Here is a 24220-nt window from a genome sequence, read left to right as displayed (position 1 = left end):
ATACGAAGTATGTTGCAGTAATCATATAGCTATTAAGGCTTTCATACTGATTTAACTTCATAGAATAAAGGCTCAAAACTAAGTTTTTTTAAAATCTATTTATCTTAATATATATACCGTTTAAATATTTAATCATACTTTTAAGCTAACAATTAACTCCGTTAGTCTAAATTATAAGCTGATGAGAGTATAAAAATCTATTTTTGAGTAGTACTTAAACCCAAATTTGCATGAAAAAAATACTTCAAATACTACTGATAGAAGATGACACTATAGAGGTGATGAAATTTGTAAAAGTCACAGATAATATTGGGGTAAAACATGAAATTATTGAGACTCGAAATGGTGAAGAAGCCTTAAAATTTTTGAACAACACTAAGCAATTGCCGGATATTATTGTATTGGATTTAAACATGCCGAAAATAAACGGAATTGAGTTTTTAAGCACTTTAAAAAAGAGTAAGAAACTAAAACATATCCCGGCTATTATTTTAACAACATCAAATAATCCTAAAGATATTTTTGAATGCTACAAGATTGGAATTGCCGGCTACATCATTAAACCTCTTAAATATGAAGACTATGTGGTTAGTGTAGAAAATATTCTGAATTATTGGAGTAATAATGAATTAATTAAAATGTAGGCCAATGTACGGGATTGTAAACAAAGCCATCGAAGATTTAGTTATTGCTGACTATGGTGCTGAAAAATGGGCTTTAATATTAAAAAAAAGCGGCATTGAAGAAAGTTTTTTCATCAGTAACGAACCATATGATGATGAAATTACCTTCAAGCTGGCTCAAACTATAGCAACAGAAATGAATATCAGCTTGGAATCGGTTTTGATCTCTTTCGGAAAATGGTGGGTATTAAAAACCACTAAAGACAAATACTCGGGCTTAATAGAAGCCGGAGGAAACAACTTGAGAGAATTTTTAATCAATTTACCAATCCTGCACAATAGAGTAATGCTACTGTACCCGAAACTTACGCCGCCTGAATTTAAAATAAGCCATCTCGAAGAAAACAGTCTGCACTTGCACTACATTTCTAAACGAGAAGGCTTACAAGAATTTGTCAGAGGATTGATAATGGGATTAGGAGAAATGTTTGAAACAGAAACTACGATTGAGTTGATTGCTTCAAGAAACCAGGGAGATAAAAATGAGATCTTTAAAATTCAATGGAAATAATTTAAAAGAATGAATAAAAATCAGTTCACATTCAGCGAGTCATTTTTTAACAAAATATTCCCCTTTTATATTTTGTTAGATGAACAGTTGCACGTTAAAAGTTTTGGAAGAAGTATCCTGAAACTAGTTCCTGATTTGAAAAAAAACAACTTATTCAGCGACTCTTTTAAAATTATTCGCCCTTATACTGAAGAAATTACAGTTGAAAAATTTGATAATAATTTGGATCAATTAGTAATTATCTCATTGAAAGATTCAATGGATGTTACTTTCAGAGGCCAATTTGAAAAAATTAAAGAAGGTTATTTATTCTTGGGGTCACCTTGGTTTGTATCCATCAACGACGTGGTAGAAAACAACCTAACCCTCAATGATTTCGCCTTTCACGATCCTTTACTCGATATTTTACACATTTCTAAAAACCAAGAAATCAATTATAAAGAATTAAAGGAACTACTTGAAACGGTCAACCAACAAAGAATTACACTCAAAAAAGACAAAGAAGAACTAAACAAACTTTCATTAGTAGCCAGTGCCAACAAAAACGGAGTAGTGCTCTTCTCTCCTGACGGAACTATTTTGTGGTGTAACAAAGCTTATTTAGATATTGTTTCGTTAAGCATTGATGAAGTTATTGGAAAATTCATCCTTGATTTCGGTCCATGTAAAATTACCGATAAAAATAAAATTAAAGAGGTATTACAAGGCTTCCGAGAAGGGCAAATTTTTGAAGGCGAAAAAGCCAAAATTACCATAAATAACAAAACCCACTGGTATAAAACCACCAAGCAACCGGTAAGAGATGAAGCCCATAAAATCATCTACTACTTTGCGGTTATAGAGGACGTTACTTTGGAAAGAGAACAAGAAGAAAAGCTGAGATTACTTTCCTCTATAGCAGAAAAGAACACTGCCGCCGTTATCATTTGCGATAACAAAGGAAGAATTGAATGGGTCAACCAAAGTTTCACCGACATCACCGAATACTCCTTAGTAGAAGTCATTGGCAAACAAATCAAAGACGTGCTGAAAGGTCCGGAAACAGATAAAAAAACAATGGCTTACCTAGGCCAGCAAATGAAAACCGGACAGCCGTTTAATTGCGATATTATCAATTATAAAAAATCAAAAGAAAAATACTGGTCTAATGTTCAAGGCAGATCCTTGAATGACGAAAACGGTAAAGTATTGAAATACTTTACCATCCAACAAGACATTTCAAAAGAAAAAGAATTCAACCAACAACTCATCGATTCCGAAAACCGACTGTATTCGCTAATCATCAACCTCCAATCGGGGATATTATTGGAAGATGTCAATCGTAAAATAGTAGTAGTCAACAAGAAATTCTGTGAAGTATTCGGAATACCTATTGATCCCGAACTCTTGAAAGGATTAGATTGTGCCGAAACGGCAGACCAAACCAAACTTTTATTCAAAGACCCGGAGCAATTTTTAAAGCGTATAGATGAAATACTAGCTAAAAAAACTACCGTTATTGCGGAAAATATAGAATTGGCTGATGGCAGAATTTTTCAGCGCAGCTTCATTCCTATTTATCAGGGCAATAAATACAATGGTCACTTATGGAGTTACGATGACATTACCATTAAAAAGAAATATGAACAAAGTTTAGAGGCCGAAAGAGAAAAATACAGTAATATCATTGCCAACATGAACATGGGATTACTGGAAGTAGATTTGAATGACAGAATTCAATTCGTCAATCAGTCATTTTGTGAATTAAGTGGTTATACTCAGGATGAATTAATCGGCAAAAAAGCCTCTGAACTATTTTTAGACCCTGAAAATAAAGCCATACTTCACTCCAAAATCAACGTTAGAAAAAAAGGAATTTCCGATTCGTATCAAATCAAAGCCAAAATGAAATCTAAAGAAGAAAAATATTGGCTTGTGAGTGGCGCTCCTAATTACAACTTGAATGGTGAATTGGTTGGAAGTATTGGGATTCATCTCGACATTACCGAACTCAAAAAATTAGAGATTCAAAAAGAAGAATTGCTCAAGAATTTGGAGAGACAAAACGAAAGTTTGAACGAATATGCTCAAATTGTATCACACGATTTAAAATCGCCTCTCAGAAGTATTCACACTTTAGTGACTTGGATTAAAGGTGAAAAGGAAAATGTATTGAGCGAGCAAACCCAAGAATACATTAGTTTAATAGAAGAAAAAGTTGAAAAAATGGATTATCTCATCGAAGGAATCCTAACTTTTTCTAAAATCGATTCCTACGAAAACACTGACGAGCTTGTGGATTTGAATGAAATTGTAGAGAACGCCATCAGAATTATAGACGTTCCTCAAAATATGAAAATCACTATTGCCAAGAAACTTCCGGTAAAAAACACCAATCGTTTCAGAATGCAGCAGTTGTTTCAAAATTTAATCAGTAATGCCATAATTCACAACGATAAAGCAAAAGGTTCTGTAATTATTGACTTTACTGAAGACAATAATTCCTATACGTTCTCTGTAAAAGATAACGGCCCCGGAATTTCAAAAAAATTCAGAAACAAAATTTTTCATTTATTCGAATCTTATTCATCCGATAACAAATCCACCGGAATTGGCTTGTCTATCGTAAAAAAGATTGTTGAGAAGTACAACGGAGAAATTTGGATTGAAAGCGAAAAAGGAATTGGTACTACATTTTTTATTAAATTGCCTAAAGAACATGGAACAACCTAATTTAGACTATTTCGAAAAATTATCGAGTAACAATTTGAATTTCATGCAAAAGTTAATCGATGTTGTAAAGTTTGAATTTCCATCAGACTTGAAAGAATACCATAACTTTATACAAGAAAACCAATTGAAAAACGCCTCGGAGGCGGTTCATAAACTGAAAAATAAAATTGGAGCTTTCGGGATGGAAAAGAGTTACGTTATTGCTCAAGAATACGAATACGAATTAAGAGAGGGCAACAAAGACTTACAAGTTGAATTTGAAGCCGTTATAGACCAAATTAAAAGATTTATTGACCAATTATAACTACAAAGATGAAAAAGTGTATAATTATTGACGACGAATTGATGTCGAGAACAGTAATGACTGAGCTCATCAACACCAAACCCGAACTTCATTTAGTAGGAGACTTTCCTGATGCCATTCAGGCTTTGAAATACCTGAATCACAACGAGGTTGATTTGATTTTTTTGGATATTCATCTGCCCAATTTTAACGGTTTTGACTTTATAAATACTATCAATCAAACTGTAAATGTAATTTTAATAACCTCTGATAAAAATTTTGCTATCGAGGCTTTTGAGTATAACTGCATTGTTGATTATTTGGTAAAACCGATAACTCAAGAACGCTTCGACAAATCCATACTCAGACTCAAAGAGTTTGAAGGAAAGCAACAAAAACAGAAAAAAAGCACTATTAAAGAAGAGGATGAAGAAGATAATTCCGGGACTTCAGAGTTTTACATCAACAATAGCAAACGACTTATTAAAATCGATGTAAATACCATTTTATATTTCAGGGCTAATGGTGATTATGTTTTTATTAAAACTGAAAACAATAGTTACACCATACACAATACTTTGAAAAAAATTGAGAATAAATTACCCAAAGACTCCTTTTTTAAAGTTCACCGTTCCTTTATCATCAATACCAAGAAAATTGTAGATATAGAAGACAACAGCGTTTTAATTGGCAAAGATATTATCCCAATTAGCCGACGGAATAAATCAGAATTAATGAAACGAGTACATTTACTTTAATGTAAAAACACCTAATTCATAAACCAACCCATCCCAAAAGTTTCGGATGGGTTTTTTGTTTTACCTAAAAATCTGATTACATAATTTTCACGTTAGATAAACGGTTTTAAAGCAATCATAAAAATGTATTTTATCGATAAAAAATGCATTACAAAGGAACAATTACCGATTATCTGCCATAAAAAACCCTTCGTCTAAAAATCGAGTTGAATCATCTAATTTTTAACATTTCCTTTGATATTATAACAAACTTTGTAGTGAAGATACCCCCAAATCTTTAACCAAAAATCACGCTGAATCATGAAAACAATTGCCCAAAGACACTATTGTGCAGCGAACCTTAAATGGTTTTTGCTGCTAATGCTATTATTTTTAAACTTCCACGCTGAAGCAACAAACAACAACTCGTCTAGTGAGACTATGTCAACCATAGAAAGACATAGGGTTTGGATTAACGCAACCGACAACATGACCGGAGCTTTTTCTCAAACTTTATTTGGTTATAGAACCGGTGCGACAAACGGTGTCGACCAAGGATTAGACGGAGCCTTTTTTAATGACGGTTCGATTGCATTAGCTTCGTTGATTGGAAATGATCGATATGCTATTCAATTCAGAGGATTAGATTACAGCCCGTACGATGTAATTCCGTTGAGTTTCATGAGCACCTATAACGGAACCTTTACTTTTGCATTAGATCATGCAGTCGGATTTTTCTTAAACACAAACCAACCTATTTACATCCTGGACACTGAAACCAATTTGTATACCGATTTAAAAACAACAAGTTACTCTTTCAGTTGTTCTGTAGGAATGCACAACGAACGTTTTAAATTGGTTTTCTACAATCCGACTCAAGTTTCAAGTTTGGGTAACACCAATCATCAATTTACTTCCAACAACCTTACGATATATCAAGACTATAATGATGTTGCCATTCAATCAAATTCTGCGCAATTAAAATCATTATCCATATTCAATTTGAACGGGCAAATGATTTATGAAAACAACAATGTTATGGATGTCAGATTGAGAATATCAGGATTGAATACTAACTACCAAGCATTGTTTATCAAAGCCATCACCGTAGACGGAACTACGATAACAAAAAAATTCTTAGCTGTCAGGTAGTATTAACTTTGCAAACTATCCGATGAATGACCTGGCGTTACAAGCAATAAATAACGAACCCTGATACTTCAATTTCATCAATGAATAAATTCATTAATAAAATTTAATTATGCACAAAGATTATTACAACCCGTTAGGATTAATTTTTGACGGACACATATACTTAAACAAAAAAGATGCCTTGATCCGATTGGAATGCAATCAGGTTAGAAAGATTTTTTTAAAAAAAGAAAAAGCAATCTCTAACAATATCATACTCCTGATTACCGGTTTGATGTTATTAACCTTAATGATAATATTTAGTAAACATATCCCGTTTGAGTTTAAAATTGCCGGATACTTTTTAACCTCTGCTGTTGTCATTTCTGCTTTACTAATCAAACATTATGATTATAAAATAATCATAACAACCAAAGATCAAAATGTTATTAAAACTTACATACAACCGGAATATAAAACCGAAGCATTAGAATTAATTAGAAGAATTAAGCAAAATACCAAACCCAAAGAAACAATTCTAAAAGCAATTTAAAAAGTTATATTTTCAATAATCTACTCCTCAGAAAAAAGTAATTCTTTTAAATATTTATACTTTAATTCTGAGAAGCGTAAAGTTAATAGTGAATAGAAACCCCATGCAAGAAAAAATTTTAGTCTTTGACACTTCAATAGGCTATGCAAGATACTTTGAAAGAGTATATAAAAAAAAGTATGAAGTCTCATTGGTTTGTCATTACAATGATTTTAGAAATATAGATGCATTTTATTACGACTCTATCATCTTTATCATTAATGAATTGGAAGAATTATTATTGTTTTCAAAAATAAATTCAAGCTACAAAGGCATAAGATTATTCTTAGGTGTAACCAAAAAAAAATTAGCGACAAATATTAATGAATTAAATTTAAAAGATGTTTACCACATCAACACAGAATTGAATAAAACAGATATCATAAGCTATATTAACAGTAAACTTACAATGGAATTAGCATAATAACCGAATTATTATATCCCATACTATTCTCCAATTTTTGGGCAACGGAGAATAGTGTTCATGTTTTTTGGTAGATAAACCGCCTTTAACCGGGCGGTTTTTCGTTTAAGTATGGCTATATTCAAAAAAAAACACTAAGTGATTTTCAATATAGTATACAACATAAAAAAAACCACGCTTAGCGTGGTTTTTTCAAATAATTAACTCAATTACTACTTATTCAAATAGGCGAATAATTCGTCTTTGATGAATAATAATTTAGCCTTCAGTTCATGAACAAAATTATCATTGGCAATTTCAGAACCCATGTTAATTCTGTGAATCTGATGCTCAATTTCATGATACTCATCAAACAACTTTCTGAAATGAGAATCTGAAACTTTTAGTTCGTGAATTTTTTCCTGATGTTCAGGAAACTCGTGTAATAAATCGTGTTTTTCCATGGGTTTTTAGTTTAAGGGTTTGTAAGGATAAATATTAATTACAATTAGCATTAGCTTGCACGAATAGGTTCATATTGCTTGGAGAAATATAGGCAATGTCCAATCCCATCCCTCTAAGAACAAACAAGACTCCAATAATAACCGTAATGATAGGTACTGCTTTTTGAAGTTTATTCCTGAATGGCATTGACAAAAGCGAACTGGCGTAAACCACCGCACTCATCATAGGTACAGTACCCAATCCGTACAGAATCATATAAGCTACTCCAAAAGTTACATTTTGCATGGCAATGGCACCGAATAAGGCTGCATATACCAATCCGCATGGCAATAAACCATTAAATAAACCAATGGTAAATAAGGCATCAGGAGTTTTGCGTTTAAATTGTTGTCCCAAACTGCTTTTAATCTGAGAAATCAATCTGTAAACGGGTTTTGAAAAATTGTACCGAGCCAATACTCTTTCCGGAACAATAGCCAAAAGAATCATCCCTACTCCAACGGCTATGGAAAGTTGTTGTTGGATTCCGGCAATATAGAAACCTCTGCCTAACAATCCAAATAATAAACCCAAAATCCCGTAAGAAGTCAATCGCCCCAAATGATACAAAATAATTTGTATCGCTTTTTTAGTCGGATTGGCATGATCTACAGGCAACATCATGGCAATCGGTCCGCACATACCGATGCAGTGCAGACTGGAAATTAAACCAAATATGAGAGCCGTGTAAAGCATTTTGGATATTAAATGTTAGATCTTAAATTGTAATTGACATTTCTAAAAATAAATTTCTTCTTTGTTCAAATACGTTTTACCTTCGTATTCCCAAGCAATAGTAATACCCCATAGACCGCCAACCAGATTGTTTTTAGGTATGAGCAAATCGGAACCGGACAATGAGATGAGGGTCTCAAAATCCAGTTTTTGGTTGGACGGTCTGTATAGGGATACTTTTCCTTTAATTTTTTTTGGGTCGAGTGAATCCGGGAAGGTAATTAAAAGGCCTTGTTCTGTTTTAGCTATGGCCACTTTTGCAGTTAAATTATTCGCATTTTCTATACTTTCGATAGTTCCCTGAACCAGTTTCTCTTTTTTATAATATTCTTGAGTAACCAATTCGTTATCATACTTATCGTCTGATTGTACTTTGATAACAAAATACAATATAAAGCTCATGAATAATACAAAAGCTATAACAATTCCCTTTCCCCAATTGAGTTTCATCTTAATTTCTTTTTAGTTAAAGTTTCTCGGACCTAAGAAGTTAGTAGTAGCAGTTTCAATAACTTTATCGTTGTTGTAAACCTCAATTTTCAACACTACTTTTTCTTCCTTTAAATCACTTTCTTTGATTTTCACAAAGAAAGTACCTTTGGTTGTCCCTTGTTTCGGTACTTTGGCAAACGGACTTCCTACTAGCTTAATTTCCCCTTTAGGTTCCACTAATCTAAACGTCACGTTGTCAAATTCACGTTCTGTTTTGTTGATAATATCGTAATTATAGATGTTGCTGATTACTCCGTTTTCTTCACGCTGAAACAATTGCCCCGGCATGTGCAATATGGTGGCTTCCACATCGTTTCTTAAAAACAACATTCCGATAAAGACACCAATCAAAATTGCCAAAACCGCTATGTAACCTTTCATTCTGGCGGTTAACTTGAAAGGTTCTTTTTTCACAATCTCATCTTCACTGGCATAGCGAATCAAACCTTTAGGTAAACCTACTTTTTCCATAATGGAATCGCATTCGTCTATACAAGCTGTACAGTTAATGCATTCTAATTGCGTTCCGTTTCGAATGTCAATTCCGGTAGGACAAACATGTACACAAACTTTACAGTCAATACAATCACCTTTGCCTACTGCCGCTCTATCTTCGTTTTTATTGAACTTGCCTCTTCCCTTCTCGCCTTCTCCACGTACATGATCATAAGCTACATTGATGGTTTTGTTGTCCAACAATACGCCTTGCATTCTGCCGTAAGGACAAGCAATGATACAAACTTGCTCTCGGAACCAGGCATATATAAAATAGAAAACCGCGGTAAAAATCAATAATGCAATAAGAGTACTGGCATTTTTAGCCGGACCTTCTTTGATAAATCGAATTAACTCATCACTTCCGATTAAATAGGCCAAAAACACATTCGCAATGATAAAAGAGATGACAAAAAACACAAACCATTTGGTTACTCTTTTTCTGATTTTTTCACCATCCCAAGCCTGATTGCTCAAACGGATTTGTTGCGCTCTGTCGCCGTCAATCCAAAATTCAATTCGGCGAAACACCATTTCCATAAAGATGGTTTGCGGACAAAACCAACCACAAAAAATACGTCCGAAAGCAACCGTAAACAAGGCTAAACCTACAACACCGATAATCATTGAGATTACAAACAAGTGGAAATCCTGCGGCCAAAACGGAAAACTGAAAATATTAAAACGCCTTTCTAAGACATTAAACATTAAAAATTGATTGCCGTTGATTTTGACGAACGGTGCGGCGAACAAGAATGCCAATAGAGCATAACTGACTAATTTCCGTTTGTCATACAATGGACCAGAAGGTTTTTTAGGGTGAATAAACACTCTTTTCCCTTTGTCATCGATAGTGGAAATACTATCTCTGAAACTCTCATCCGGAAGATTTGTTGCCATTTTGATTGCCTTAAATTGCTAATTCGTATGAATTTAGAAAGGTTTTGAGTAACTACCCAAAACCTTTCTTGTATTGTTTATTTTGCAGCTACAGTAGTGCTATCGGTTGCAGCCGGAGCACTTTCGGCCGGAGCGGCTTCCTCTACCCATTTTTCACCTTCAGCAGCTTTAGCTCCTGCCGGTTTAGTACCTTGTAAACTTAAAACATAACTGGCTACTTTTTGAATATCGGTAGATTCTAAAGTTTTACCCCAAGCTACCATCGAAGGATTGTTTTTACTTCCTTCGTTAATAATTTTGAAGATATTTTTAATTCCGCCACCGTTTATCCAAAATTCATCGGTTAAGTTCGGACCAACTATACCACCTCCATCAGCTTTGTGACAAGCAGCACAAGCATTGGTGAAAATTTCTTTTCCTTTGGCTAAACTAGCCTCATCTGTAAGGGCTACAACTTTGTCTAAAGTAATTTCTTCTTTAGGGGAAGCAGCTTTGTTTTTTTCAATTTCCAATTGAGCCGCGGCTACTTCTTGGTCAAACTCTTGCGCTTGGTTGTAGTCACCGATAATATGGAATCTCACTAAATAAATCAACGAGAATATGATTGTAGCGTAAAATAAATTTACCCACCACGGTGGTAACACGTTATCCAACTCTTTGATTCCGTCGTAGTCGTGTTCCAACATTACATCAGCTTCTTGCTCGATAGATTTTGATCGGGTCAAATTCTTGATAATACCCTGAACCCATTTGCTTTCAGTGAAAGAAACAGATTGTGCTTCTTCCAATTGCTTTCTTTGTTCCTCAGTCAGCATATGGTAAGTAACTCTGTCCACAGCGTTAATCACCACTTCTATGGCAACCAACAAAAAGAGGAAAACCACTAGAAACAGACCAACCATTGGATACTGAATGAATGCCGGACGGTCGCCTGAGTCGATAAAATATTCCAAGGCTACCATAACTATGGCAAAAATCAGTGGAACTCTTACGTATGATGGAAATATTTTTTTCATTTTTTTACTATTTAAAGGTCATTATTTTAGTCTTCTAAAGGAAGATCACTTACTCTTTTAATGGTTTCCTTACTGTAAGTCATCGCCCAAATGGTAAACAACACAAAGGCAGTAAAGAAAATAGTCAGTGATATTATCGGGTAGATTTCTACGCCGGTAATGGTTTCCAAATTGTGTTTAACAAACTTCAACATGACTGTTATTGTTTAGATTTAACTTGAGTATCGGTTCCTAATCTTTGTAAATAAGCTATGAGCGCTACAATCTCTCTGTTTTTCAACGGAGCAGCAGTATCATTACCGAAAGCTTTTTTGATCTCAGGATTAGTTAACAATTTGGCTTCAATTTTAGAAGACTGTGCATCAATTGATTTCATAGCATCGGCTATTTCCTGATCAGTGTAAGGCACTCCTAAAGTAACCATCGTTCTCATCTTGTCTTGGATGGTCGAATTATCTATAGTGTTTTTAATTAACCATTGGTAGCTAGGCATGATAGAACCCGGAGAAATACTTTGCGGATCATACATGTGGTTAAAGTGCCAAATGTCATCTCTACCTCCGTTAAATGGTTTTCCTGGAACACCTTCGCGGGCTAAATCCGGACCGGTACGCTTAGAACCCCAAAGGAATGGATGATCGTAAACAAATTCACCTGATTTAGAATATTCGCCATAACGCTCAACCTCAGAGCGGAAAGGTCTTACCAATTGAGAGTGACAGCTCACACAACCTTCACGGATGTACAAATCTCTACCTTGTAATTCTAACGGTGTATAAGGTTTAACCGCCGCGATAGTAGGAATATTGGATTTAACCAAAATCGTAGGTAAAATTTGAACCGCACCACCAATCAAGATGGCCACAGTTGTATACAACATAAATTGAACCGGTTTTCTTTCCAACCAAGAGTGCCATTTTTCACCTTTCAAACGGTTTGGACTGATAGCCGCTAAAGCAGGTGCTTCGGCCGCATCGTCTTCAATAGCTGCACCTTGTTTAATGGTTTTAACGATGTTGTAAACCAACACTAAAACCCCAACTAAATATAAGGTACCACCAATAGCACGCATCCAATACATTGGTATGATTTGCGTAACAGTTTCTAAGAAGTTACCGTATTGTAAAGTACCGTCCGGTTTGAATTGTTTCCACATAGAAGCCTGAGTAAATCCGGCCACATACATTGGAAGTGCATATAAAATAATCCCTAAAGTACCAATCCAGAAGTGGAAGTTGGCTAATTTTTCAGAATATAATTTAGATTTAGTCATTCTTGGGATCAACCAGTAAATCATACCGAATGATAAGAATCCGTTCCAAGCCAAGGCTCCAACGTGAACGTGAGCAATAATCCAATCCGTAAAGTGCGCAATAGCATTTACGTTTTTCAAAGATAACATTGGTCCTTCAAACGTAGCCATACCATAACCGGTAATCGCTACTACGTAAAATTTCAATACGGCATCGGTACGTACTTTATCCCAAACACCACGAAGGGTTAACAAACCGTTAATCATACCACCCCAAGATGGTGCAATCAACATCACAGAGAAAACAACTCCTAAGTTTTGAGCCCAATCCGGCAAGGCAGAATACAACAAGTGGTGTGGACCGGCCCAAATATAAATGAAGATCAAAGACCAGAAGTGGATGATAGACAATCTATAAGAATATACCGGTCTGTTAGCCGCTTTCGGTACAAAGTAATACATCATCCCTAAAAATGGCGTAGTCAAGAAGAAAGCCACCGCATTGTGTCCGTACCACCATTGTACCAAAGCATCTTGTACACCGGCGTAAACTGAGTAAGATTTCATACCGGTTAAAGATACCGGCAGCGCTAAACTGTTAAAAATATGCAGAACAGCCACCGTAACAAAAGTGGCTATGTAGAACCAAATTGCAACATAAATATGACGTTCTCTTCTTTTGATGATGGTTCCGATCATATTGATACCGAATACTACCCAAATCAAAGCAATAGCGATGTCAATCGGCCATTCTAATTCGGCGTATTCTTTAGAAGTTGTGTAACCTAACGGCAGTGTTACTGCAGCGGCCACGATAATTAATTGCCATCCCCAAAAATGCAGTTTACTTAAAAAGTCACTAAACATTCTGGCTTTGAGCAAGCGTTGCATAGAGTAGTATACTCCGGCAAACATTGCATTACCCACAAACGCGAAAATTACCGCATTGGTGTGAAGCGGTCTGAGTCGTCCAAAACTTAAAAAGGAAATTCCGCTGGTAACATTGGGAAATAAAAACATAAATGCTAATATTAACCCAACTAACATACCTACTACACCAAAAACGATACTGGCGTAAATGAAGTTCCTTACAATTTTGTTGTCATACTGAAATTGTTGCATTTCCATAATTATAATTGTTTTTCTTCGGTTATATTAATTTGATTTTCGTTAGTTTCTTTTACTAGCTCGTCGTCAAAAAGCATTCTGACTGATGGTGTATAGTCGTCGTCATATTGTCCGCTCCTTACCGCTTTGATAAACGCATAAAGAAAGAATACAGCAACTACAATACTTATCGAGATTAACATATAAATGACACTCATACCTCTAATTTGTGTTAGACAAAGTTACTTTTACCCTATTGCTTAAAATATGACATTTGTCATACTTCAACTTTTATTTCCTTGCAGCAAAAAGATTGCTCATTATCGTTACAAAACTCACTATGGTTATGGTGCTAAGCGGCATAATAATAGCTGCCACTATAGGTAATAAATTTCCCGTAACGGCATAACTCAAACCTACTACATTGTATAGTAAAGATAACACAAAACTCATATAAATGGTTAACATTGAGTTTTTTGAGTAATTTAAAAAGAAGGCAATCTTGTCAAACTGACTCGCATCTAAAATACCATCACAAGCCGGCGAGAATACATTGACATTTTCAGAAATCGAAATTCCAACGTTGCTCTGAGCCAAAGCACCGGCATCATTTAACCCATCACCTATCATCATAACATTTTTACCTTGTTGCTGTAACGAATCGATATAAGCCAACTTTTGCTCAGGTTTTTGGTTAAAAACTAACTGAGTGCTGGAAGGCAACATTTTTTCTAAAATTTTACGTTCTCCATCGTTATCACCGGACAACACCACCAATTGATACTTTTTAGACAGGGTTTCAAACAACTGCTCCAAGCCTTGTCGGTATTGATTATTGAAGACATAACTACCTTTGTAAACACCGTTAATTTCTACGTGTACTTTGGTTTTTTTATGGGTGTTCTCACTCATGTGTTGCAAAAATTGAGAAGAACCTAATTTGACTGTACCGGCTTCCAATTCGGCAAAAACACCTTTCCCTATGATTTCCTCAAAATGTTTGACTTCTAATTTTTCCTGAGGCGGGATAAAATCATACAAGCGGCGACTTAACGGGTGATTTGAACCTCGTAATGCATTTTTCAAGAGTCGCAATTCCTTATCACTTAAGGCTTGACCTTCGTAAGTAATAGCAGTTTTTTTGTTGGTTGTGATGGTACCTGTCTTATCAAAAACAATGGTATCTACTTTGGCCAATTGTTCAATAACGATGGCGTTTTTGAGGTATAATTTTCGGTTCCCCATAATGCGCAATACATTCCCCAAAGTAAAAGGTGCCGTCAAGGCTAAGGCACACGGACAAGCTACAATTAATATGGCCGTAAAAACATTAAAAGCGGTGGAAACATCTATAAAAACCCAATAAATAAAGGCTACTACAGAAAGTAATAACAAAGCCGGTGTAAAATAGTGGCTGATTTTATCGGTTATGGATTTGTGATTTTGTTCTACTTTTTTTTGAAACACATCGTTACTCCACAATTGGGTCAGATAACTTTGAGAAACGGAGAACAAGACTTCCATTTCTATGACTTTACCCAGTTGCTTTCCGCCGGCAAAAATTTTATCTCCCGATTTTTTTTCAATCGGCACCGCTTCACCGGTCACAAAACTGTAATCTACTGAAGCTTTTTCGGAAATCAAAATCCCGTCAACCGGAATTAACTCTTGGTTTCTGATAAGTAATCGGTCTCCTTTTTTAATGTCGTAAACCTGCACGGCCTCTTCTGAACCATCAGGTAATACTTTAGTAATAGCAATAGGAAAATAAGACTTATAATCGCGTTCAAAAGATAAAAAATCGTAGGTTTTTTGCTGGAATAATTTCCCTAACAACATAAAGAAAATCAAACCACACATACTGTCGAAAAAACCCTGACCGAAATCGAATACGATATCAACCGTACTGCGGATGAACATCACGATGATGCCCAAGGCTATAGGAATCTCTATATTGAGTAATCCTTGTTTCATGCTTTTCCAAGCAGCAACGTAATAACCGGAAGCCGAATAAACAAATGCCGGTAAAGACAAGACAAAAATCAACCAACGGAAAAAACCTTTGTATTGTTCTATCCAAAATTCGCCTACCTCAAAATACTCCGGAAACGATAACAACATAATGTTGCCGAAAGAGAAAAAAGCCACCCCTAACTTATAGATTAAAGTACGATCGACTTTCTTTTTGGCTTCGGAATAGTTTTCTAAACTGATATAGGGTTCGTAACCAATAGCGCAAAGTAGCTCAACAATTTCTTTGAGGTTGGTTTTTTCGGGATGGTAAGTAATGCGGACTTTTTTATTGGGAAAATTTACCTGAGAAGCAATTATTCCCGGTTGAAGCCTTTGTAGATTTTCCAAAATCCAAATACACGAGCTACAGTGTATATGAGGAATGTACAGTGAAACAATGGCAGTTGCACTTTCTTGGAAATCGAGGAGTTTAGTAACAATCTCTTCATTGGCTAAAAAATCATATTTGCCTTTAATATCCGGTGGCGTAGCGCCTGGCGCTGCTTGAAAATCGTAATAACACGATAAATCGTTTTGACTGAATATTTCGTAAACTGTTTTACAACCGTTGCAACAAAAACTCTTGTCGTCAAATAAGATTTCGTCTTTTTTTACAATATCATTACCACAATGGAAACACTGTGATGGATTCATACTCTTTTGATTTGCTCATTTTTTACCTGTAGCAAAGGTCTTGTAAGTATACAAATTAAAATATGATATTTGTCATACTTTAAATATCTTTGTGCTGACCAATTAGAATACCATGAGTAAATGTGAACAATGTATCGTTAGACAATTCAGTTCTTTGAAAGCCTTGAACAAGGACGAATTGCTGCGAATGGCCGATTGCAAAACCTCTTATACCATCAAAAAAGGGGAAACTATTTTTGAAGAAGGAGAAACTACTCACGGTATTTATTGTGTTAAAGACGGTGTTTGTAAAATGACCAAACTCAGTGCAAACGGTAAGGATCAAATTGTGAAATTGGTCAAACCCGGCGAATTATTAGGTCAACGCTCCATGATTAGTGAAGAGCCGGCTAACTTAACAGCAATTGCTTTGGAAGATATGGAAGTTTGCTTCATTCCAAAGACAGAAATCATGCAGTTTTTCAACAATAACAATAATTTCTCCATGAATGTTATGAAAACCATTTGTGGCGATTTAAAAGAAGCCGATGACCATATGGTTTCTATGGCGCAAAAAAGTGTTAAAGAAAGATTGGCGGAAACTTTAATCTATTTGGAAGAGAATTTCGGAAAAAATGACGATGGCACGTTGAAATTACAATTGTCTCGTGAAGAATTAGCCGGAATGATCGGAACCGCCACCGAAAGTTGTATCCGATTATTATCGGAACTCAACAAAGCTGGATTAATTGAACTCGACGGCAAACGCATCAAACTTCTGGACAGAAACAAACTTCGTCGCTTGGCAGATTAAAAAAAACCACCTGATTCCGGAGAAAAAGGTGGCTAAGCTGATAAGATAAACAGGGTTAGTTATGGTACCAACGTTTTCTTAGTGTAAGTCATTCCGTTATCTAAGGTTACTTTAACCAATAATACTTTGGTATTTTGCAAATTAATTCCTTCTAAGGCATTGCTGTCAACAGCATTATTTTGGTATAATAATTTCCCTAAAACATCAAATATTTCAACTTTAGCAATGGTTACTGCACTGCAATAAACTGCAACTCCGGCAGTGTTAGATACCACCTTTACCTCAGCATCGGCTACTGTAGGATTATTAACTCCCAAAGCTTGATTTGTGAATCGGATTTCAAATCGGTCATTAAAAGTCCCAACGGCTGAAGTAAATGAATAAGCACTTGCTTTTAAATCATGATAAACTCCGGTAGATTTATCTAATAAATATACATCTTGCTCACCGGCAAAAATTCCATCAGTAATGGCCATATTCAAACTGTAATTACCGGCAGTTGTTACTCGGTATCCTATCGGAACGACATCATTAGTATTGAATGGTAGAGCTCTTCCTTGGATAACTAATTTTCTGTTATCTAGTAATGAATACACATCGATTTCATTACTGGTAAAAGAATCTCCGTCGTACATCCTGTCAAAACTGTCAGTTGCACCTGATATATAGCCTAAAAGAGTTTGTCTCAGCGTATTGGTACCGGATAAGTTTAACCAAATTCTGTGTCTCTCAATTTCTTCAGAAGTTTCAGTTACATTGGCTGTTCTGAAAAACTGAGTGTTATTCCCAGTTTCTCTCATAGCATTATTAAAGCTAATGGTTCCGTCAGCAAATATTTGTGAAAAGAATCCTTGACCGGCAGCAATTTTACCACTAGGAACCAAAGCCGCATTAGATACCGGTGCTGTTCCTCCGGTTAAATTCCAACTCCCGTAATCTTGTATATTATAAGGACCACTGCCTGCGTAATGAGTAACGGCTGTCCAGAAGAATAAGGTACCTCCTAATTCGGTATTATTTGGGTGTTGTAAAAATTTAGCGGCATCAATAGCACTTGGATAGGGATTTGCCAACAATGCAGTATTGCCGGAAACCAGCGATGCACTGTCATAACTATTAACATTTACATTGATGACGCCATTATTAGGCTTTCCAACAAAGGAAAAATTAACGGTACCGTTACCGGTGTTAAACGGAGCTATGTTTCTTACTCTTGTTATAAACCCTTCACCTACTGATGTACTGTTAAAAGAACTCCACAAACCATCCATACTACCTGATAACCATTTATATGCCAAATCAAACTGACTTGGAATTTGACCATAAACATTCTGTTCTACAGGTGAACCCCAATATACATAAGCCCATCTTGTTACAGAACGTGTAACCCTTTTATAAGTGATATTACCTGTATTTACAGCAGCATCATCAAGTTGGACCAAACTTGCGGTATTTTCAAAAGTTAGCGATCCTCCGGGATGAACATCAATTTCATTAGAAATTGTAAGAGTGTGACCTGAATTAATCACTACAGCTCCCGAAGTCACCGTACAAGTACAACCTGTAATATTTGCACTAGATGAGAAATCACCCGAGAAAACTAATTTCTGAGCTTGAGTTGGTGTTCCGTTAGACCATACTGAACCATTCCAAGTATTGGTTGGCTGACTAGATATAACAATTGGAGAAGAGGCAATAGAAGTACAAGCTCCCGATGTGGCGGTAACGGTATACGACCCTGATGGAGCCGATACAGTTGCTCCTGAACGAGACACCCCGGCTGAAGGAGTGATTGTATAGGTGTAAGAAGCATTGTAATTAGTGATGGTAAAAGTGCCTGAAGCTAAGGTACAAGTAGGTTGCGTTACATTACCTAATGTAGGTTGTACAGGTGTTAAAGGTTGAGCATTGATGGTAACCGTTCTGACTGGAGAAATACAACCCGCAACACTTTTAGCGGTAATGGTGTAAGTACCCGGAACAAGATTAGTAAAAATACCGGATGTATTAGAATAAGCGGAACCATTTATACTGTAGGTCATCCCTGTACCTGAAGGACTATTTACAGTAACACTGCCGGTAGTTACAGTACATGTTGGATGCGTTGCAGTCACAGCAGGAGTTGCCGGTAATGGATTAACGGTTACAGTTACAGCTTTTCTTGGGGTAGTTGAACCACCCGAAACGGCCTCTACATAATAGGTAGTAGTTGCAGAAATAGTCGGTGTAGTATAAGTCACTGTATACGGACTTGCAGAAACTGTTGTGGTATGTACCGGAGTTCCACCTGATGCGACTGTGTAAAATCTGAAAGTTGTTGAGGAAGTCGGGGCCGGATTTTGTGATGCGGTAATTACTGAAGTACCTGAACTACATACAGCAGTTGCCGATGCTATTACAACATTATAACCTCCTCCGGAAACCAATGTAGGAAAATCCATAATTGCCCCTCCACTACCATTACATGAAGCTACTTTTATAGTACCAATCTTAATTAAATCCGAAGCACTACAATTACTCACAGAACTGATATTTCCGCCTTCTTCAACTACAATTGACGAACCTGCTGCAAGAGTTAAATTATAATTACCGCTTGAAAAATCTATGGTAGTATTGTTTCTGACAACAAATTGAATGGCACCGTAGCAGCTTAAATCTAAATTGTTATTCATTACCAGATTAGTCGGATTGATTCCATTACCAATATAGATAGTAGAACAACCCGAAAAAGAACTGCAAGTAATTGTATTGGAATTAACATTTGGAGAACCGGTTACCGTACATTGAGCAAAACTTTGATTAGAAAAGTTCAATAAAACAATAAGTAGCGATAAAATTTTCTTCATAGTCTAGGTTTTAATTTAGATTTGGTATTTAAAACACTATAAAACTACCATCGGTGAATCAAAACATCTAGTTTACTCGATGTTTAACCTAAAAACTCTACGAACAACACTTTAATTGAATTTTAAAGAGGATTTTGACATTTAATCGACATAATGTCTATTTAAAACCGTTATATCTGATTGTAAATTACGAATAATTCAAAAATATCACGCAATCGTTTTCGCTTATCCGTTTCTCACAAGAAGACTCAAAAACTAAGCTTTGAGATTGTGAAAATATATTAAAAAAACGCTTCAAATTTGAAGCGTTTAGTTTATTAATGAGGTAATTTATCTTTTATCAGTCCGTATAAAAAAGTACCGAAAACCGCTCCTATTAATATTATGCCTGCACTCATAAATCCGGCACCTAAAAGGATAAATATTGGTCCGGGACAAGCACCGACCATAGCCCAGCCTAAGCCGAAAATAATACCGCCTATCCAATAACGCATATTTCCTTTTTCTTTATCTTGTATGATAATAGGATTCCCATCTATGTCTTTCAATTGTTTTCTTTTAATGATTTGAATACCAATCAAACCGGTCATAATTGCCACTGTTATGATTCCAAACATATGAATCGACTGAAAATGAAACATTTCATAGATCCGGTACCAAGAGACCGCTTCAGCTTTGGTTAAAATAATACCGAAAACAAAACCAACAATAATATATCGTAACAAATTCATAGCTTAAAATATTAAAGGTAAAATAAAATGCGCCATCAATAAACCACCAATAAAGAAACCGACAACGGCCTTTAATGAAGGTAATTGCAAGTTACTCAAGCCCGAAATGGCATGTCCGGAGGTACAGCCACCGGCATAACGGGAGCCAAAACCAATCAATACGCCACCTACAAATAAAATAATAATCATTTTAGGAGATTGCAAAGTAGTGGTTCCGAAAATTGAATCGGGCAGTAACTTTCCGTTTGGTGCTTCAATCCCCATTTCATTCAATTGTATAACCGTTTGCGGATTTAAAGCAACATTAGACGTATCGCTCAAAAAGTGAACGGCTACAAAACCACCAAACATTGCTCCTACAACTACCGCTAAATTCCATCGTTGTGATTTCCAATCCCAATCAAAAAACGGGACTTTTTTACCAATGCCGGTCATAGCACACAACGACCTGAGATTGGATGACATACCGAAAACTTTACCGAAATAGTTGAGTGTCAGCATCACCATTCCAATCAAAAAACCGGAAATGGCCCAATGCCAAGTTTGACTAATAAATTCCATAGTTGCTCTTTTTATCGCAAAAATAGAAATATAAATCAGGGAAAGATGAAATTTTGTTGAAATGAAGTACTTTTGAAATCAAATTAAGTATGCCTATGAAAAATTTCAATATAGAAATAAAGTGGACTTTACGATTTATTTTACTGGTTTTAGCCTGGGCGATAGGCGAAAAATTTGCTGGTTTACACGACCAACTGATTGATAGATATGCGCTTTACACCAATCTTTTCGGAATTCCGGCTTTGCTGTTTTATTTTTTAGCCATAGCCGAAAAGAAAAAATATTTCTTCAATAATCAAATGACTTGGACACAAGGATTTGTAAGTGGTGTAGTGTTGTCTTTTTTCATAGCGATATTGATGCCGATAGCGCAACTCGTGATATACAAAAGCATCACACCGCATTTTTTTGAAACCATAATCGAGTACAAAACTAAAAGTCCGTTACTCAAACGTCATATTGCTATTGAAGACGCCCAAGCCTATTTCAATTTGAAAAGTTTTATGATTCAGAGTGTCTTCAGTGCTTTGTCAATGGGAACCATTTCGGGTGCAATTGCCGCTTTCTTTTTGCGAACAAAAAAATAATTGCACGGTTCTTGCGAACGATTTAAAAAAACATTTTTATTATGAAACGATTGTATAAAATTTCATTGCTGTTGGTTGTTGTGGTTTTGTTAGCTTCTTGCATCAGTACCAAATCCACTTTAAAAAATGTAGACGATAACGCTCCCATTCCGGTGCTTACCAAAAACAATACTTTTCTGCTGACGGAATACAGTAAAGATAAAAAATACGGTTACGATCCGGATTATCCGATTAATGTTTTTTACAAAAATACCAAAGATGAAAATTTGAATGCTGAGCGTTTTTTGAATGCCTTAGCTGGCCCAAACGGTGAAAAAATTACGTTCACCAAAATCGAAAGCTGTTGTCCATTTCCTACCAAAAGAAGTGAAATGGGTGCCGGATTTTTAGACGTATACGAATTGCAGTGGGAAGGGCAAACAAGTCCAGTAAAATTATATGTAAATATTTACGAACGTGGCTATTTATTGGTTCCTGTTGGCCTGAGTATCAAAAAATAAGTTCGAAATTTATCTGCTCAGCATAAGCAAAATATTCATAACTTAGCGGTTTTTAAAAACCTAAATTATTATGAATATTAATACCATTCCACAAATCAAAAATACCGATAGTGGAAATTTCTTTGTACTTGCCGGACCATGTGCTATAGAAGGCGAAGAAATGGCGTTACAAATCGCCGAAAAATTAGTCACAATCACTGATAAGTTAGCCATTCCCTATGTCTTTAAAGGCTCGTTCAAAAAAGCCAATCGCTCCCGAATTGACAGTTTTTCGGGTATTGGAGATGAAAAAGCTTTAAAAATACTTCGAAAAGTTTCCGAAACATTTCACATCCCAACAGTTACAGACATTCATACCAACGAAGATGCCGATAAAGCAGCACAATATGTTGATGTACTACAAATACCTGCCTTTTTAGTTCGTCAAACCGATTTAGTAGTGGCTGCTGCCAAAACCGGTAGAGCTGTCAACTTGAAGAAAGGACAATTCATGAGTCCGGAAAGCATGAAACATGCAGTGCAAAAAGTATTAGACTGTCACAACCAAAATGTAATGGTAACCGACAGAGGTACAATGTTTGGCTATCAAGATATGATTGTTGATTTTAGAGGAATCCCGACCATGCAACAGTATGCAACAACGGTTTTGGATGTTACCCATTCCTTACAACAACCTAATCAAACTACCGGAGTAACCGGAGGTCGACCGGACATGATAGAAACCATAGCCAAAGCCGGAATTGCGGTTGGGGTTGACGGTATCTTTATTGAAACACATTTTGATCCCGCTAATGCCAAAAGTGATGGTGCTAACATGCTTCATTTAGACTATTTTGAAAACTTAATGACTCGCTTGGTAGCCATCCGAAAAACCATTAACTCATTTTAATTTAATTACCCCAAAGCCTTGAAAAATTTTTTTTTATTTTCATTAGTATCTTTTTGTGCCTTATCGCAAACCATATCAGCCCAAGAACAACCCGCAAATCCAAGTAAATACACCGCTCACAACAAAGGAAAAATGTACATATTCTGGGGCGGAAATCGTGAAAGTTACTCAAAATCAGATTTACATTTAAAAGGAGAAAATTACAACTTTACCCTAAACAATATTACAGCTAACGACAAACCTAAAGGTTGGCACATCGACTACTTTAACCCGGCGAGAATGACTATCCCTCAAACTAATCTCAGAATCGGTTATTTTATTTCAGACCATTACAACATATCTATTGGAGTTGACCACATGAAGTATGTGATGAATCAAAATCAAATCACAACTATAAACGGTACAATCAACGAAGGAGGCATATTCGACGGAACTTACAACAACGATCCGATTATTTTAACTGAGGACTTTTTGACTTTCGAGCATACCGATGGGTTGAATTACATCAATACCGAAATTAGTCGTGTAGATGATATTTCTAAAATCTTCAACATAAACAACACCGACATTTTTCAAATTAACCTGACCGAAGGACTTGGCGCCGGCTTTTTATACCCTAAAACCAATGCTATGGTTATGGGAAAAGAGCGTTATGATGAGTTTCACATAGCGGGTTACGGTGTTTCAGCAAAAGTGGGTTTGAACTTTACTTTCTTTAAGCACTTCTTCCTCCAAACTGAATTTAAAGGAGGTTACATTGATATGAATGATATCAGAATAACTCACAATACAGCTGACAGAGCCTCTCAGAATTTCTTTTTCCTGCAAAGAATTGTTACGATAGGCGGTATTTTTAAAGTCTGATGTAAACAACTCCTATTACCCTTGACCAAATACCAACCATTATGAAAAAAATTACCATCTTATTATTGCCTTTCCTACTATCCATTTGTGGTTATGCTCAAATGGCAGTGGAAGGATTCGAATCAACTACCGGTCCGGATGCACTTCCTTCCACTAACTGGACTTTAGGAACCGGAAACTGGGCTGTTTTTGACAATGGTGTCGGAGTAGGTCAGCGATGGGGAATCAA

At 35.9% G+C, this 24220-nt stretch carries 26 protein-coding genes; 14 read left to right on the top strand and 12 right to left on the bottom strand.

Annotated elements, in window-relative coordinates:
- The first annotated feature begins 230 nt into the window (after positions 1-230).
- From Q0M21_RS02500 to Q0M21_RS02465, 8 genes are all read left to right on the top strand, one after another.
- The gene (locus Q0M21_RS02500; protein WP_295334266.1) at positions 231-644 is read left to right on the top strand and encodes a response regulator; all 414 of its coding nucleotides are present in this window, start codon (positions 231-233) and stop codon (positions 642-644) included.
- 4 nt (positions 645-648) lie between these two features.
- Complete coding sequence (locus tag Q0M21_RS02495) at positions 649-1194, top strand: heme NO-binding domain-containing protein (protein ID WP_295334263.1); 546 nt, start codon at positions 649-651, stop codon at positions 1192-1194.
- Between the two features lie 9 nt (positions 1195-1203).
- The gene (locus Q0M21_RS02490) at positions 1204-3906 is read left to right on the top strand and encodes a PAS domain S-box protein (RefSeq protein WP_295334261.1); all 2703 of its coding nucleotides are present in this window, start codon (positions 1204-1206) and stop codon (positions 3904-3906) included.
- The gene (locus Q0M21_RS02485; protein ID WP_295334258.1) at positions 3893-4210 is read left to right on the top strand and encodes an Hpt domain-containing protein; all 318 of its coding nucleotides are present in this window, start codon (positions 3893-3895) and stop codon (positions 4208-4210) included. Before Q0M21_RS02490 ends, Q0M21_RS02485 begins: the two co-directional genes overlap by 14 nt.
- Positions 4211-4218: 8 nt before the next feature.
- Positions 4219-4947, top strand: a complete 729-nt coding sequence (locus Q0M21_RS02480) for a LytTR family DNA-binding domain-containing protein (protein WP_295334255.1) — start codon at positions 4219-4221, stop codon at positions 4945-4947.
- A gap of 300 nt (positions 4948-5247) precedes the next feature.
- Complete coding sequence (locus Q0M21_RS02475; RefSeq protein ID WP_295334252.1) at positions 5248-6078, top strand: T9SS type A sorting domain-containing protein; 831 nt, start codon at positions 5248-5250, stop codon at positions 6076-6078.
- 109 nt (positions 6079-6187) lie between these two features.
- Positions 6188-6610, top strand: a complete 423-nt coding sequence (locus Q0M21_RS02470; RefSeq protein ID WP_295334249.1) for a hypothetical protein — start codon at positions 6188-6190, stop codon at positions 6608-6610.
- A 103-nt stretch (positions 6611-6713) separates the two neighbouring features.
- On the top strand, positions 6714-7073 hold the full coding sequence (locus Q0M21_RS02465; RefSeq protein ID WP_295334246.1) for a hypothetical protein: 360 nt from the start codon (positions 6714-6716) through the stop codon (positions 7071-7073).
- A 212-nt stretch (positions 7074-7285) separates the two neighbouring features.
- On the opposite strand, the gene Q0M21_RS02460 is transcribed toward Q0M21_RS02465, so the two are convergent.
- The 9 genes from Q0M21_RS02460 to Q0M21_RS02420 form a co-directional block, all read right to left on the bottom strand.
- Positions 7286-7516, bottom strand: a complete 231-nt coding sequence (locus Q0M21_RS02460) for a DUF465 domain-containing protein (protein ID WP_295334243.1) — start codon at positions 7514-7516, stop codon at positions 7286-7288.
- A gap of 34 nt (positions 7517-7550) precedes the next feature.
- A complete protein-coding gene (locus tag Q0M21_RS02455) occupies positions 7551-8252 on the bottom strand; it encodes a sulfite exporter TauE/SafE family protein (protein WP_295334241.1) in 702 nt (233 codons plus the stop codon).
- Between the two features lie 42 nt (positions 8253-8294).
- Positions 8295-8741, bottom strand: a complete 447-nt coding sequence (locus Q0M21_RS02450) for a FixH family protein (RefSeq protein ID WP_295334239.1) — start codon at positions 8739-8741, stop codon at positions 8295-8297.
- Positions 8742-8753: 12 nt separating this feature from the next.
- Entirely contained in the window at positions 8754-10178 is a 1425-nt protein-coding gene (ccoG, locus tag Q0M21_RS02445; protein WP_295334236.1) for a cytochrome c oxidase accessory protein CcoG, read from the bottom strand.
- A gap of 77 nt (positions 10179-10255) precedes the next feature.
- Entirely contained in the window at positions 10256-11194 is a 939-nt protein-coding gene (locus tag Q0M21_RS02440) for a cbb3-type cytochrome c oxidase N-terminal domain-containing protein (RefSeq protein ID WP_295334234.1), read from the bottom strand.
- 26 nt (positions 11195-11220) lie between these two features.
- On the bottom strand, positions 11221-11388 hold the full coding sequence (locus tag Q0M21_RS02435; RefSeq protein ID WP_295334232.1) for a CcoQ/FixQ family Cbb3-type cytochrome c oxidase assembly chaperone: 168 nt from the start codon (positions 11386-11388) through the stop codon (positions 11221-11223).
- 5 nt (positions 11389-11393) lie between these two features.
- Positions 11394-13574 carry a cytochrome-c oxidase, cbb3-type subunit I gene (gene ccoN, locus Q0M21_RS02430; RefSeq protein ID WP_295334229.1) on the bottom strand — a complete coding sequence of 727 codons (2181 nt, stop codon included), beginning with the start codon at positions 13572-13574 and terminating at the stop codon, positions 11394-11396.
- A gap of 2 nt (positions 13575-13576) precedes the next feature.
- Positions 13577-13771 (bottom strand): cbb3-type cytochrome oxidase assembly protein CcoS, encoded by a 195-nt coding sequence (ccoS, locus tag Q0M21_RS02425; RefSeq protein WP_295334226.1) that lies wholly within the window; start codon positions 13769-13771, stop codon positions 13577-13579.
- A gap of 73 nt (positions 13772-13844) precedes the next feature.
- The gene (locus tag Q0M21_RS02420; RefSeq protein ID WP_295334223.1) at positions 13845-16220 is read right to left on the bottom strand and encodes a heavy metal translocating P-type ATPase metal-binding domain-containing protein; all 2376 of its coding nucleotides are present in this window, start codon (positions 16218-16220) and stop codon (positions 13845-13847) included.
- Positions 16221-16332: 112 nt separating this feature from the next.
- Between Q0M21_RS02420 and Q0M21_RS02415 the strand changes: the two genes are divergently transcribed.
- The gene (locus Q0M21_RS02415; RefSeq protein WP_295334221.1) at positions 16333-17013 is read left to right on the top strand and encodes a Crp/Fnr family transcriptional regulator; all 681 of its coding nucleotides are present in this window, start codon (positions 16333-16335) and stop codon (positions 17011-17013) included.
- A 59-nt stretch (positions 17014-17072) separates the two neighbouring features.
- Here the strand turns inward: Q0M21_RS02415 and Q0M21_RS02410 are convergent, their stop codons facing one another.
- The 3 genes from Q0M21_RS02410 to Q0M21_RS02400 all read right to left on the bottom strand — a co-directional run bounded on the left by Q0M21_RS02410 (position 17073) and on the right by Q0M21_RS02400 (position 21151).
- Entirely contained in the window at positions 17073-19859 is a 2787-nt protein-coding gene (locus tag Q0M21_RS02410; protein ID WP_295334219.1) for a hypothetical protein, read from the bottom strand.
- A 317-nt stretch (positions 19860-20176) separates the two neighbouring features.
- Complete coding sequence (locus Q0M21_RS02405; RefSeq protein WP_295334217.1) at positions 20177-20590, bottom strand: DUF6691 family protein; 414 nt, start codon at positions 20588-20590, stop codon at positions 20177-20179.
- A gap of 3 nt (positions 20591-20593) precedes the next feature.
- A complete protein-coding gene (locus Q0M21_RS02400) occupies positions 20594-21151 on the bottom strand; it encodes a YeeE/YedE thiosulfate transporter family protein (RefSeq protein WP_295334213.1) in 558 nt (185 codons plus the stop codon).
- A 95-nt stretch (positions 21152-21246) separates the two neighbouring features.
- Between Q0M21_RS02400 and Q0M21_RS02395 the strand changes: the two genes are divergently transcribed.
- From Q0M21_RS02395 to Q0M21_RS02375, 5 genes are all read left to right on the top strand, one after another.
- Positions 21247-21738, top strand: coding sequence for a DUF4199 domain-containing protein (locus tag Q0M21_RS02395; RefSeq protein WP_295334211.1), 492 nt, complete (start codon positions 21247-21249; stop codon positions 21736-21738).
- A 41-nt stretch (positions 21739-21779) separates the two neighbouring features.
- Complete coding sequence (locus Q0M21_RS02390; RefSeq protein WP_295334208.1) at positions 21780-22238, top strand: 2-dehydro-3-deoxyphosphooctonate aldolase; 459 nt, start codon at positions 21780-21782, stop codon at positions 22236-22238.
- Positions 22239-22308: 70 nt separating this feature from the next.
- A complete protein-coding gene (gene kdsA, locus Q0M21_RS02385; RefSeq protein ID WP_295334205.1) occupies positions 22309-23127 on the top strand; it encodes a 3-deoxy-8-phosphooctulonate synthase in 819 nt (272 codons plus the stop codon).
- Positions 23128-23199: 72 nt separating this feature from the next.
- Positions 23200-23991, top strand: a complete 792-nt coding sequence (locus Q0M21_RS02380; RefSeq protein WP_295334367.1) for a hypothetical protein — start codon at positions 23200-23202, stop codon at positions 23989-23991.
- A 41-nt stretch (positions 23992-24032) separates the two neighbouring features.
- On the top strand, positions 24033-24220 hold a 188-nt coding region (locus Q0M21_RS02375; RefSeq protein WP_295334201.1), incomplete at its 3' end, for a hypothetical protein.

It is taken from the genome of Flavobacterium sp. (assembly GCF_024710485.1).
Lineage (GTDB): Bacteria > Bacteroidota > Bacteroidia > Flavobacteriales > Flavobacteriaceae > Flavobacterium.
Note: the sequence above shows the minus strand (reverse complement) of the source record. Positions and strands in the feature narration are given on the sequence as shown.